The organism is Alteromonas sp. ABE4_545, from assembly GCF_056161325.1.
On record NZ_JBSWYY010000012.1, the window covers coordinates 14503 to 27665 of the forward strand.

A 13163-nucleotide genomic window follows, 5' to 3' on the forward strand; every position below is an offset into this window, starting at 1 on the left:
TCACCGGGCGTTTAAGTTGCTCAGGGGGTAATTGTGCATTGCTGTTTATGAGCAAGTCACCCAGCAGACATCAATTTAAGTACGGCGCTCCGCAAAGTTCTCACCAATAAATATTCGATTTGGGTTTCCCCGCTCAAGGCCCCAATGCTGTTGCCAGCGAGATTTTTCATTGGCATTGAGTTGTTCCTCTTTCAAATTCGCGAGTTTTTGCAGTAACAAGCCTACCGCTATCCGCTTGTTCGCATGCTGACTGCGCTCACTTTCTACTCGTACACTCACGCCTGTTGCGGTGTGGGTCGCGATAACGGCGGAGTCGGTAGTGTTAATATGTTGACCTCCAGCGCCTGAGGCACGACAAGTACGATAGGTAATGTCGCTATCAAATTGCCTTTCATCAAACTCATAGAGTCTTCCGTTGAAGAACCAATTTTTGCGCTTATGCTTAGGGCGGTGGCGACTCTGACAAATCCACAGCATGGAGCCTTGCCAATACTCGGCTACACGTTTCGCGGCTTTAGCGTTGCTTTTTGATTCAAGCTTAAGCAGTAGCGATTTGTAACAGCCATTGGCGTTTAGTACCGGCGTAGCTTCAACAATAGTTAATGCAATGCCGCTAGTGCGGCATTGTGCTTCTATTTTTCGAAGCGCTAGGCCTACGGCCTGACTGCTTTCTATGGGGCCTTGGCCCGATGAGAGTTGAAGTAAAATCACGACGAGCAGCTCCCGTTAGTTTTGAAAGTCAAAACCGGTTTTAGGCGCGCGACTAGCTCAATGAGCCCTGCATCAACCAAATCACTGATTATACTTTCACAGCTTTTATATGCTTGGGGCGCTTCGTCATACAGCAACTCTTTATTTCCGCAGATAACGCGGCTACCAAAGTCTGTACGATATAAATTTTCTCGTTTGTACTTGTGGCTGAGTCTTCCTTGGCATTCTCCGCGTTTCCACTTTCTACCCGCCCCGTGAGCGAGAGAGAGTAGATTTATCGTTACATGTTCAAAGGGCAAAGGCTTCACTAAAAAGCTGTAATCGCCACGAGAGCCGGGAATGACGACATAGCCCTTGTCGCTCGGTGTGGCGCCTTTTCGGTGTAGCCAGCCTTGGCTGCCGTTTATCACTTGCTGAGACACGACATTGTGGTTCACGTCGAGAATACATTGGCCTTTGGCTCGTAAAGCATCCATAAATCTCAATGCGATGAGTTCACGATTGAGTTCCGCCCAGCGTAAGGCTTCATCATGATGCTTTAGATAATCTACGCAAGCTGAATCCGTGTCGGCGAGTCCGTCGTGATTAAAGCGCGAAACCTGGTCTACCAAAATCGACTGGCCAAGCCCTCTTGAGCCTGAGTGCACAAGCAGTTGCACACGGCTTTTATCAAGCAGCAGTGTTTCAGCCGCATGTGTATCGTAGATTTCGTCGATGATTTGAAATTCAGCAAAGTGATTGCCGCCACCTATGGTTCCCAAGGCAATATCAAACTCGCACGTGCTTATTTGCTTGTCTGATTTTCTCCCTTCAACCAAAGTCTGCCAGCTATCATCTAGCGGTGCTTCAATATGCGTTAACCTTTTGGCCCATTTGTCGGCATTGACTTTAGACACTTTCATTGAGGTTTGCCAAAACGACATACCGCAACCAATATCATTGCCCACAAGGGCAGGGTAAAGCTTATTGGTTGAGAAAAACGCCGCACCTATCGGATAGCCTCGGCCGGGGTGCAAATCAGGCATGCCCGCCACGTATTTCATGCCGGGAAGTTCTGATGTTTTAATGAGTTGTTGAATTGCCAAGCCTTCTATCCACGTATCTTTAGACGCGATCAGGCTGACATTATCAGTAATGTGTTGGACGGATGTGCCCATAATACCAATTCCTTGCTCATTCAAAGAGCGATTGAAAAATGATGAAAAAGTAAATTGAATTGGCAGATCGGGTACTTGCAACGCGAAGTCACAAGCTTCGACGATAGCTTTGCAACAAAGCAATCAGTCTTATTGAAGGCTTTGGCTAGTTATCGAATAGACCTGCAAAGGTGTTGAACGAATAAGTCATTGTTTTTCTCCTTTGCTAATAGTGTGATAGTGAATAGGTGTTTGCTGTATTAAGCGAGCGCAGTCTATTTCCAGATTGTTCATAATGCAAGCAAAATTCGCGTCTTTGAGTTTTTGGTATCTGAGTAAGATTGCGATAAACTCTCACGACTTTTATAAAGCTATGGTCTTTATAAGCCCGAATTACGTGATGATGAGTACGATTTAAATGAAATATAGCCCCTTACTTTCTGAATTGATTGATGCGTTGACCTGTTTACCTGGCGTGGGTAACAAAAGTGCCCAACGCATGGCTTTTCATTTGCTGGAGCGTAATCGCAATGGTGCATTAGCCTTGAGTGCGGCGTTGCATAATGCAATGGAGCACATCAGTCATTGCCGCGAATGTCGTACTTTTACTGAACAGGATGTGTGTGATATTTGTCAGCACCCTGAACGCCAAGCAAGTGGGGTGATTTGTGTGGTGGAAAGCCCACAAGATGTGCTCGCTATCGAGCAAACCTCCAGTTACAAGGGCACTTACTTTGTGTTGATGGGGCATTTGTCACCCATTGACGGGATAGGGCCTGACGAGATCGGGCTGAACGAGTTGGAAACTCGCTTGAAGCAAGGCGAAGTGAGTGAGGTTATTCTTGCCACTAACCCCACTGTTGAAGGTGAGGCAACGGCACATTTTATTGCCCAAATGTGTCGTGGATTGTCTATTAACGCAACACGTATTGCTCATGGTGTACCTGTTGGAGGAGAGCTAGAATATATTGACGGGAATACTCTTACTCACGCGTTTTCTGGCCGTAGGCCCATTTAACCCTAAGTGGTCTCATCGGGCGTTGGTCTGCGCCCTTTTCATCCTCTCGCCCAGTTGGCCGGCCAAGGCTTGTATACATTCTCTACAATAACCTTACTTTCTGTGATTTTTTCTTCGCCTGCATCTTGAAAAGGCGATCGGGTGTCCTTACTTCGGTTTCTGAACATAATTCCATTTAACTAGGAGAATCTGGTTTATGGCTGAAGTAGCCCATCAAGAAACCCTTGGTTTTCAGACTGAAGTAAAACAACTACTTCAACTGATGATCCATTCTTTGTACTCAAACAAAGAAATCTTTTTACGTGAGTTGGTGTCAAACGCCGCTGACGCAGCGGATAAGTTGCGTTTCCGCGCGCTAGAAAATAACAGCTTGTACGAAAATGATGGCGAGCTGCACGTTAAAATTAGCACTGACAAAGACGCCGGCACACTAACAATTAATGATAATGGTATCGGTATGACTCGCGAAGAGGTGATTAATAACCTCGGTACTATCGCGAAGTCAGGCACAAAAGATTTCTTTAGCAAGTTGTCTGGCGATGCAGCGAAAGACTCTCAACTGATCGGTCAGTTTGGTGTGGGTTTCTACTCTGCATTTATCGTTGCCGACAAGGTTGTTGTTCGCACTCGCGCTGCCGGTGAAGACACCGCAAAAGGCGTAGAGTGGACCAGTGAAGGCGAAGGTGAATTTACCGTTGCTGATATCGACAAGCCAACCCGTGGCACCGAAATCGTGCTTCACATTCGCGACGACGAAAAAGAATACCTCGATGACTGGCGTATTCGTTCGATCATCAATAAATATTCTGATCACATCAGCATTCCCGTTCAAATGTGGAAAGACGAAGTTGCAGAGTCTGAAGGCCCTGATGGTGAGAAGATCCCTGGCCAGCCTGGCGAATGGGAAACCATCAACAAGGCAACAGCGTTGTGGACACGTGATAAGTCTGACATCAGCGAAGACGAATACAAAGAGTTCTACAAGCATATCTCTCACGACTACGCTGATCCATTAAGTTGGGCGCATAACCGTGTTGAAGGTAAGAACGAATACACCAGCTTGCTTTATGTTCCTAGCAAAGCGCCGTTCGATATGTGGAATCGCGACCAAAAACACGGTTTGAAACTGTATGTACAGCGCGTATTTATTATGGATGACGCTGAGCAGTTTATGCCTACTTACTTGCGCTTCGTGAAAGGTTTGTTGGATTCCAACGACTTACCATTGAACGTATCGCGTGAAATTTTACAAGATAACAAAGTCACTCAAGCATTGCGCCAAGGCTGTACTAAGCGCGTATTGCAAATGCTTGAGCGCATGGCGAAAAACGATGCCGAGAAATACCAATCGTTTTGGGCTGAGTTCGGCAATGTGTTGAAAGAAGGTCCGGCTGAAGACTTCGCGAACAAAGAAAAGATTGCTGGCTTACTGCGTTTTGCTTCTACGCACAACGACAGCGATGTACAGAATGTATCGCTGGCCGATTACATCGAGCGCATGAAAGAAGGTCAGGATAAGATCTATTTCGTTACTGCTGATAGCTATCAAGCTGCGAAGAACAGCCCGCACTTGGAAATCTTCCGCAAGAAAGGCATTGAAGTGTTGTTGATGGGTGAGCGCATTGACGAGTGGTTGATGTCTCATTTAACTGACTTCAACGAGAAGCAGTTCCAGTCTATTGCTCGTGCCGACGTCGACCTCAGCGATATGGATGACGAAGAAACCAAGAAAGCACAAGAAGAAGCGGAAAAAGAAGTAGCGGGTGTGCTTGAGCGCGCGAAAACAGCCCTAGGCGACAAAGTTATCGACGTGAAATTCACTCATCGCTTGACCGATTCTCCTGCGTGTATTGTTGCTGACGACAATGGCATGACAACGCAAATGATGAAGTTAATGCAAGCTGCGGGTCAGGAAGTGCCAGAAGTGAAATACCAGTTTGAACTCAACCCTGAGCATCAATTGGTAAAAGTACTGGCAGATTTACAAGATGAAGACACATTTAAACAGTGGACTGAAGTCTTGTTTGACCAGGCGGCATTGTCGGAGCAAGGTAGCTTGAAAGATCCGGCTAGCTTTGTGCGAAATATGAACAGCTTGCTAATGTCTTTGGCGAAATAAGCCAAATTTTCTCTAGTTGTATTACTAAAACGGGCCTTATGGCCCGTTTTTTATTTCAGTAATTAGTAAATGTCGACTTAAAGCATAAAAAGCTATTAAATTAAATAAGTTACAGAAATAGTAATCATTGATAAAAATAATTCCTCAGTAAAATTAAGGTTAATGATTGTACGGTGGTACAAAAACTATACGCTATTAGTCTTAAGCTTATTCATTAAGGGTTGCTTATACTTGTTTAACCCTGTGGGAATGTGTAAAGTGCCGTCAGAGATAAATTAAAGCGGAGAACGCAAATATGCGAATCATACTTCTTGGCGCACCCGGTGCAGGTAAGGGTACTCAAGCGCAGTTTTTAATGGGGAAATACGGTATTCCTCAGATTTCTACTGGTGACATGCTGCGTTCAGCAATTAAAGCCGGCACAGAAATGGGTTTGGCGGCTAAAAAGGTCATGGACGAAGGTAAATTGGTTTCCGACGAAATCATCATCGGTCTGGTTAAAGAGCGTATTGCTCAAGACGACTGTAAAGATGGTTTCTTACTAGACGGTTTCCCTCGCACTATTCCTCAAGCTGACGCGATGAAGGAAGCGGGTATTCAAGTTGACCATTGTATCGAGTTCGACGTGCCAGACGACGTGATTGTTGAGCGTATGGGCGGTCGTCGTGTACACCCAGCTTCAGGCCGTGTATATCACGTGGTTTACAATCCACCTAAAGTGGAAGGTAAAGACAACGAAACGGGTGAAGACCTTGTTATCCGTGATGACGACAAAGAAGAAACCGTGCGTAAGCGTTTAGGCGTTTATCATGAGCAAACTAAGCCATTGGTTGATTATTACAGCGCAGAAGCAGAGTCAGGTAATTGTGCATATCACAAGCTTGACGGCACACAGCCTGTTGACCAAGTGAGTGAGCAGCTTGGTGCATTGTTAGGCTAAGCTTAACGAAAAGATTTCTAAAAAAAGCCGCATTTTAATGCGGTTTTTTTGTGCCTGAAATTCCCTTAGCGATAGGGGAGTACGGTGAATTCAGTTATAGTGATTGCACAACTAAAATATGGAGATATATATGCTAGCGGTAACAGCCATTTACGCCAGTTTACTTGGGTTACTTTTTTTGGGTTTATCGATCAATGTAATTCGCTTTCGCAGGCGCGACCAAGTGGGCATTGGGGTAGGAGATTCGGCCGACCTTGCCAGAGCGACAAGAGTACACGGTAACTTTAGTGAATACGTGCCTTTATTGTTGATTTTGCTTGGTGTACTAGAACTCAATATTGCTGCAGATTGGCCTATACATCTAGGCGGCGCTCTCATTTTATTGGGGCGGGTATTTCACGCAATCGGCTTGGGCAAAAGTGAAGGGGTATCGAAAGAACGCGTCACCGGCATGATGCTCACCTTTGCTGCATTATTGTTTTTGAGTTTATACAACCTCTTTATTGTGATTATGGGCGCGATACTGTGAGTGCGCTAAGTGCCCTTATTACACCAGCTTGTCTAATCGACAAGCAGGTGTTCAAACGCAATGTTGCGCGAGTAAAAAACCATGTGCAAAACACCGGTTTAGCTTTTCGACCCCATGTCAAAACTCTGAAAAGTTTGTCTGCGGCGGAATATTACGCACCGGTCGGTACGCCCATTACCGTGTCGACCTTAAAAGAAGCAGCGGTGTTTGCGTCTGCTGGCTATCAAGACATTCTATACGCCGTTGGTATTACGCCGAATAAGTTTCCACTTATCGACTCGCTACGACAACGTGCTCATCAATTTACAGTGAGTGTAGACAGTCTCGATGGCGCACAAGCGCTAGTAGAGTTTGCTGAAGAATTACGTCAGCCTCTCAACGTGGTGTTAGAAGTTGACGTTGATGATCATCGTGCCGGCATCGCGCCACATGGCGATGACTTACTGCAGTGTGCAGCACTATTGAGCCAAGCTCCCACATTGCATTTTAGAGGCATTATGGCCCATGCAGGGGCCTCTTATGGATGCTTTTCACCACAAGCTAAGCAGGAAATGGCGCAGCAAGAATGCGACCAAGCGTCGTTAGCCGCTCAGCGATTACGTGATGCGGGATTCGACTGTGAACTGGTGTCTGTTGGCTCTACGCCCACAGTGTTGGCCGACAATATCCAATATGGATTAGTGACCGAGTTACGGGCAGGGGTTTATACCACTTTCGACTGCGTTATGGCCGGATTAGGTGTTTGCAATGTATCCGATATCGCTATGTCGGTACTGACTACGGTTATCGGCCATCAAAAAACAAAAGGCTGGGTATTGGTCGATGCTGGTTGGATGGGCCTTTCGAGAGATCAAGGTACAGCAAGTCATATGACAGATTGTGGTTACGGATTAGTGTGTAATGCCCAAGGTGAATTATTGGATGGGTGGTATGTAAAAAGCACGAATCAGGAACATGGTGTGATATGTCATCGCGATGGACTCGCGCCCGATGATGCTTTTGCCTTCGGCACTCAGTTGCGTATTTTACCGATACATGCGTGTTCTACTGGAGCGCAATACGAGCAGTACGCTGTTGTAAACAACGAACAACACGTTGAGGACGTGTGGTCGAGAGTGAATGGGTGGTAGTGCTTATGTACTATTGCGGTGATTCAATGAGATATTAATCGGCAATAAAAAACCCCGAGCATGCTCGGGGTTTTCTTTGTTATGTCATTACGCTTTTATTATTTTTATTTAGTCAGGCGCTTACGGTTCGCGAAACCGATGAATCCTAGTATTGCGCCGAAAATAGCGAGTACGCCAGGCTCAGAGACTTTCGGAGTGTCAGGCTCTGTATATACATAAGTAATTTTTACGTTAGCTGCTGCACTGGTAGAAAACTGTGTGATCAGGTTACCCGCGCCTGTTCCTGTAGAGCTGCCTGTTGCAGTTAGCGTTGTTGAGATAGTGCCAGAACCGATAAACTGACTCAACACACTCGCTGAAGTAATTGTGTTAGTTTTTGTTAGTGTATTTGAAAGCGACGTATAAGTTGCACCCGAGGTGCCTCCAAAATCGATACTGCCGTCGAAAGCACTAGCGTTGAAAACTTCGTCGATCTCTGGAACAGCGATAACTAAGCTGTCGCCTGTTGATGTGCTAAGCTCAAGAGTTGCACCTAACGTCAATGTGACTATGGTTGCCGACCCGTCCATGCTTTCTGCTAAGGCAGACCCAGAAACAGAGCCTTGAAGTTCAAAAATAATTGAGGTTAGCGTTAATGTGCCACCCAAATCATCGAATTGGTCAACAGTTACCGATTGGCTGTAGTTGGTTGTTGTTGTAGATATTGAAGCTGTTTTTACAATTGTTCCTGCGTTTGCGCTGGCGGCGAAGAGAGAAACAGCTGCAAGGATAAATAATTTTTTTAGCATGTTCGCGTTCCATTTTGAAAATGACAATAACACTTGGCATTAAGCAGACATTGTGCCATTTTTTAATTCATTGTATTTGTTGTGTTTTTTTGTGGCGTTGAGCCGTTGTGTAAAAAAAACTGACAAAGATCACAAAGGTTTTTTATTTCAGAGTTGAATTTGTTTTTAATTCACGGTGTTATAGGCAAGCCTGTATTCGTTGTTGAGAAGTTTTGTGAGCATCCTAAAACACGTATTTTTTGTTCTGGTACTTGTGTCATGCACTACTAGTGCAAATCAACCTTTATTAGTCTTTACTGAATCTTCACCCCCGTATCAGACCCTCGAAAATGGCAAGGTTGCAGGGCTTGCCACGGACAAAGTGAAACGTTTAGTCGAGCTGGCAAAGCTGGAAGCCGATTTTTTTATGTACCCGTGGGCTCGTGCTGAATTTAGTGTTTCGCGTTCCACTCGCGCCTTGATTTATTCAATTGCGAAAACCCCAGAGCGAATTGATAAGTTTCATTGGATCATGCCAGTTGCAGAGTTTAATTTGGCCTTTATTACTTTGGCGTCCAACAAACCAATTGTGTTAGAAAGCTGGGACGATTTAAAACACTACAGCGTGGCGGTACAGCGTGGTGACATTGGTGAGCGCTGGCTGAATAAACAAGGTCTTGTCGAAGGTGACGGTTATCTAAGTTGTGCCGATATTCAATGTTCTTGGTATTATTTACTTAGCGGCAAAGTTGATATGATCATTGAAGATCCTAATTTGGTGGGAGAGATGACGCGTAATGTCGGTTTGACCCCAGAGCAAGTAAAAACGGTGAAAGTGATCCCTGATTTGTCGGTAGTAGGGTATCTCGCAGCCAATCGAGATATGGACGTGGCTCTGCTTAATCGGTTGAAAAACGCTGCCAAGCAGATGACAAAAGCGCAATAAAAAGCCGATTTCACACGAGGTAAAATCGGCTTGAGGATGACGTTATTTCGCGATTATTTACTGTGACGCTCACGTAATACTGAAATTACGTCTGACATCGACATATCGCTGGCTTGCAACAATACCGTTAAATGGTAAAGCAAGTCTGCCGCTTCGTTTTTCAACTCTTCTTTGTCGTGCACAGTGGCTGCCAATGCGGTTTCTACGCCTTCTTCACCCACTTTTTGCGCTATACGCTTAATCCCTTTCGCGTAAAGGCTGGCGGTGTAGCTGCTCTCAGGATCAGCACTTTTACGCGCTGCGAGTACGCGCTCTAAGTCAGCAAGAAAGGTGAAATCAGAGGTTTGGCCTTGTGACCAACAGCTTTCTGTTCCCGTGTGGCAGGTTGGGCCATTAGGATGAGCAAGCACAAGGATAGAGTCGTTATCGCAGTCACTGCTGATATCGACCAAATCTAAGGTGTTACCTGAGGTTTCGCCTTTGGTCCATAAACGAGATTTAGAGCGGCTGAAAAAAGTCACTTGTTTGGTCGACAGGGTTTTTTCTACGGCGTCTGCGTTCATGTAGCCTTGCATTAACACCTTGCCGGTTACGGCATCTTGTACCGTGGCAGGCAGTAAACCGTCCATTTTATCCCACGCTAATTGTGCGAGAGTTTCTGTTGTAATTTGCATGATTTATCTCTTATGCGTTTGTATGACGAACGCGCATGGGAATGCCAGCGTCAGACAAAAATGATTTGAGTTCCTGCATATCAATAATGCCTTTGTGGAACACTGAGGCGGCGAGCGCACCATCGACATCTGCGCGTTTAAACACGCTTTCAAAGTGAGCAATTTCACCCGCACCGCCTGAAGCAATAAGCGGCACATCACACACAGCGCGAACTGCAGCGAGTTGGTCAATGTCGTAGCCTTTACGCACACCGTCTTGGTTCATACAGTTCAGTACAATTTCGCCTGCACCGCGTTGCTGTACTTCTTTGATCCAATCCAAGGTTTGCCAACTGGTTTGTTGGGTACGCGACTCATCACCGGTAAACTTATACACTTCGTATTGACCGTTATCTTTGTTGTAGAAACTGTCGATACCAATCACCACACACTGTTGGCCATACACGTCGTGTAGTTCATTGATGAGATCTGGGTTAGTAAGAGCAGGGGAGTTAATCGAGATTTTATCCGCGCCCATCTCTAAGATGCGTCCCGCATCTTCTACCGACTTAATGCCGCCTGCAACGCAGAAAGGAATATCGATGACTTGGGCAATACGGCTCACCCAACTTTTATCGACTACGCGCTGGTCTGAACTGGCGGTAATATCATAAAAAACCAGTTCATCTGCGCCCGCTTTAGCGTATTGCTCCGCTAAGGGCACAATGTCGCCAATGATTTCGTGGTTGCGAAATTGCACGCCTTTTACCACTTTACCATCACGAACGTCTAAACAAGGGATTATCCGTTTTGCCAGCATGCGATTGCCTCCTCAACGGTGAATTTTCCTTCCAATAACGCACGGCCCAAAATCACGCCTTGTACACCGGAAGGGCGCAATGCACTAATATCGTCTAAGCCACCAATGCCGCCGGAGGCTTGCCACGCAACTGCAGGGAATTTCGCTGACACTTCGCGGTACATGGCTTCGTTGGCGCCTTGTAGCGTACCGTCGCGAGAAATATCGGTACACAGTACGTGTTTCGCATCTACCTGGGCAAAGTCTTCTAGTACGGCTTCTAGGCTTACACCAGAGTTTTCTTGCCATCCGTGGGTGGCGATCATCTTGTTGCCTTGTTCGTCAATGTTCACATCAAGGGCAAGCACAATGCGTTCGTTGCCGTAGGTTTTCACCCACTGTTTCACCATTTCAGGCTGCTTAACGGCTAATGAACCGATAACTACACGGCTTACGCCTAATTCTAGTAATTGGGCCACTTCGGCTTCAGAGCGAATACCACCGCCTGCTTGAAATTGCATGCGTTTGGTATCTACCATGCTTTGGATGAGTGATAACTGGCGTTTACTGGTGTCTTTCGCGCCGGTTAAATCCACAATGTGTAACCACTCAGCGCCTTGGTCAGCATAACTGTGTACCACGTCGACTGGGTCGAGCTGATACTGGGTTTTTTGTTCGTAATCACCCTGATATAAGCGCACTACCGCGCCATCAATTAAGTCGATTGCTGGAATGATCATTTAGAGTTCCACAAAATTAGTTAGCAGTTGCGCGCCGGCTTCACCAGAGCGTTCTGGGTGAAATTGCACACCGAAAAAGTTGTTGTATTGCAGGGCGGCGGAAAAACGCTGGCCGTAATCACAACTCGCAAGGGTATTTTCATATTCAGGCACGGCAAAGCTGTGTACAAAATAGAAATATGTGCCGGCTGGAATACCTTTAAATAGCGAGTCTTGATGTGCGGGTGTGACCGTGTTCCAGCCCATATGTGGTAAGCGACGCTCGCCCACTTGCATACGGCCAACATGGCCTGGCATCAGGTTCAAGCAATCGATTTTACCGTCACGGCTCTCATCAGAGCTTTCTACCATCAACTGCATGCCCAAACACACGCCTAACACAGGTTGTGTAAGCGATTGAATCGTGGATACCAGCGACTTGGCATTAATGCTTTTCATTGCCGCTGATGCTGTGCCTACGCCGGGTAGGAACACTTTGTCAGCAGATTTAATCACTTGGGTATCATCAGACACTTCAACCTGCACACCTAAGCGCTCTAACGCAAAACGTACTGAAGAGATATTGGCACAGCCAGTATTCACAATAACGATTTTTTGGCTCACTAGAGTGCTCCTTTACTGCTTGGTAAGTCGTTGCCTTTAATAGTAATGGCTTGACGCAGTGCGCGGCCAAATACTTTAAACAAGCTCTCTACTTGGTGGTGAGCATTACCTTCACTGGTACTCAAGTGCAAAGACAAGCCCATGCTTTGTGCCAGTGAATAGAAAAAGTGCGGCACCATTTCGGTGGCCATTTCACCCACTTGATCACGGCTGAAATCTGCTTCGAATTTCAAATGTGGGCGATTGGAAATATCCATGATGCACTCGGCGCGGCATTCATCCATTGGTAAAGCAAACCCAAATCGGCCGATACCACGCTTGTTTCCCAGTGCTTTCTTCAGCGCTTCACCCAGTGCCAGTGCAGTATCTTCCACACTGTGGTGATCGTCGATGTGTAAGTCGCCATCTACCGTAACTTGCATTTCAAAACCACCGTGCGTGGCAATTTGATCTAGCATGTGGTCGAAAAAGCCCAATCCAGTTTGGATTGTGGATTTTGCAGTGGAATCTAAATCAACGCGCACACGAATATCGGTTTCAGAGGTGGTACGTACCACTTCAGCAATGCGCGCGCTCGACAATAAGGTTTTGGCTATCGCTAGCCAGTTATTGTCTTTTGGGTCATAGCGAAGGCCTCGAATACCCATGTTTTCAGCCAATTGCATATCGGTTTCACGATCGCCAATCACATATGAGCGGGCAAAGTCTACTTTGCCTTGTTGTAGATAATCTTTCACAAGGCCCAGTTTAGGCTTGCGGCAACTACAGTTGTCTTCATCAAAGTGTGGGCAAATAAGCACATCATCAAAACGTACGCCTTGAGAAGTGAAAATAGCCATCATGGCATCATGAGGTTTGTCAAAATCAGCCTGCGGGAAGCTGTCGGTGCCTAAGCCGTCTTGGTTCGACACCATGACTAAGCGAAAACCCGCTGCTTGCAATTGCAATAGCACAGGAATGACATTTGGCTCGAAGGCGAGCTTTTCGAGAGTATCGAGCTGCTTGTCAATCGGCGGCTCTTCAACCAAGGTGCCATCGCGATCGATAAATAAAATAGGTTGCTGACTCATGT

At 46.2% G+C, this 13163-nt stretch carries 14 protein-coding genes; 6 read left to right on the plus strand and 8 right to left on the minus strand.

The window, feature by feature from the left end; all coding sequences use genetic code 11:
- Nucleotides 1–75 precede the first annotated feature (75 nt).
- Nucleotides 76–711 (minus strand): peptide chain release factor H, encoded by a 636-nt coding sequence (prfH, locus tag ACXAH6_RS12155; RefSeq protein ID WP_474877183.1) that lies wholly within the window; start codon nucleotides 709–711, stop codon nucleotides 76–78.
- A complete protein-coding gene (locus ACXAH6_RS12160) occupies nucleotides 708–1868 on the minus strand; it encodes an RNA ligase RtcB family protein (protein WP_474877185.1) in 1161 nt (386 codons plus the stop codon). Before ACXAH6_RS12160 ends, prfH begins: the two co-directional genes overlap by 4 nt.
- A gap of 397 nt (nucleotides 1869–2265) precedes the next feature.
- Here ACXAH6_RS12160 and recR point away from each other — a divergent pair, with 397 nt between their 5' ends.
- From recR to ACXAH6_RS12185, 5 genes are all read left to right on the plus strand, one after another.
- Complete coding sequence (recR, locus tag ACXAH6_RS12165) at nucleotides 2266–2865, plus strand: recombination mediator RecR (RefSeq protein ID WP_474877186.1); 600 nt, start codon at nucleotides 2266–2268, stop codon at nucleotides 2863–2865.
- A 196-nt stretch (nucleotides 2866–3061) separates the two neighbouring features.
- Nucleotides 3062–4984 carry a molecular chaperone HtpG gene (htpG, locus tag ACXAH6_RS12170; protein WP_474877188.1) on the plus strand — a complete coding sequence of 641 codons (1923 nt, stop codon included), beginning with the start codon at nucleotides 3062–3064 and terminating at the stop codon, nucleotides 4982–4984.
- A 295-nt stretch (nucleotides 4985–5279) separates the two neighbouring features.
- The gene (gene adk / locus ACXAH6_RS12175) at nucleotides 5280–5924 is read left to right on the plus strand and encodes an adenylate kinase (protein ID WP_474877189.1); all 645 of its coding nucleotides are present in this window, start codon (nucleotides 5280–5282) and stop codon (nucleotides 5922–5924) included.
- Between the two features lie 130 nt (nucleotides 5925–6054).
- Entirely contained in the window at nucleotides 6055–6453 is a 399-nt protein-coding gene (locus ACXAH6_RS12180; RefSeq protein ID WP_474877191.1) for an MAPEG family protein, read from the plus strand.
- Nucleotides 6450–7583, plus strand: coding sequence for an alanine racemase (locus tag ACXAH6_RS12185; RefSeq protein ID WP_474877192.1), 1134 nt, complete (start codon nucleotides 6450–6452; stop codon nucleotides 7581–7583). Before ACXAH6_RS12180 ends, ACXAH6_RS12185 begins: the two co-directional genes overlap by 4 nt.
- Before the next feature lie 104 nt (nucleotides 7584–7687).
- Here the strand turns inward: ACXAH6_RS12185 and ACXAH6_RS12190 are convergent, their stop codons facing one another.
- Nucleotides 7688–8371 carry a choice-of-anchor E domain-containing protein gene (locus ACXAH6_RS12190; RefSeq protein WP_474877193.1) on the minus strand — a complete coding sequence of 228 codons (684 nt, stop codon included), beginning with the start codon at nucleotides 8369–8371 and terminating at the stop codon, nucleotides 7688–7690.
- 361 nt (nucleotides 8372–8732) lie between these two features.
- On the opposite strand from ACXAH6_RS12190, the gene ACXAH6_RS12195 reads away from it, so the two are divergent.
- Nucleotides 8733–9296, plus strand: a complete 564-nt coding sequence (locus ACXAH6_RS12195; RefSeq protein WP_474877195.1) for a substrate-binding periplasmic protein — start codon at nucleotides 8733–8735, stop codon at nucleotides 9294–9296.
- 53 nt (nucleotides 9297–9349) lie between these two features.
- On the opposite strand, the gene hisIE is transcribed toward ACXAH6_RS12195, so the two are convergent.
- Genes hisIE through hisB form a run of 5 tightly spaced genes read right to left on the minus strand, consistent with a single transcriptional unit; the run spans nucleotide 9350 to nucleotide 13161 of the window.
- The gene (gene hisIE / locus ACXAH6_RS12200) at nucleotides 9350–9970 is read right to left on the minus strand and encodes a bifunctional phosphoribosyl-AMP cyclohydrolase/phosphoribosyl-ATP diphosphatase HisIE (protein WP_474877197.1); all 621 of its coding nucleotides are present in this window, start codon (nucleotides 9968–9970) and stop codon (nucleotides 9350–9352) included.
- Nucleotides 9971–9980: 10 nt separating this feature from the next.
- A complete protein-coding gene (hisF, locus tag ACXAH6_RS12205) occupies nucleotides 9981–10769 on the minus strand; it encodes an imidazole glycerol phosphate synthase subunit HisF (protein WP_474877198.1) in 789 nt (262 codons plus the stop codon).
- Nucleotides 10751–11488: a 1-(5-phosphoribosyl)-5-[(5-phosphoribosylamino)methylideneamino]imidazole-4-carboxamide isomerase gene (hisA, locus tag ACXAH6_RS12210; protein WP_474877200.1), complete on the minus strand. Its 738-nt coding sequence runs from the start codon at nucleotides 11486–11488 to the stop codon at nucleotides 10751–10753. The genes hisF and hisA overlap by 19 nt, the downstream gene beginning before the upstream one ends.
- Complete coding sequence (gene hisH, locus ACXAH6_RS12215; protein WP_474877201.1) at nucleotides 11489–12091, minus strand: imidazole glycerol phosphate synthase subunit HisH; 603 nt, start codon at nucleotides 12089–12091, stop codon at nucleotides 11489–11491. It lies immediately after the preceding gene.
- Complete coding sequence (gene hisB / locus ACXAH6_RS12220) at nucleotides 12091–13161, minus strand: bifunctional histidinol-phosphatase/imidazoleglycerol-phosphate dehydratase HisB (protein WP_474877203.1); 1071 nt, start codon at nucleotides 13159–13161, stop codon at nucleotides 12091–12093. Before hisB ends, hisH begins: the two co-directional genes overlap by 1 nt.
- Between the last annotated feature and the right edge of the window lie 2 nt (nucleotides 13162–13163).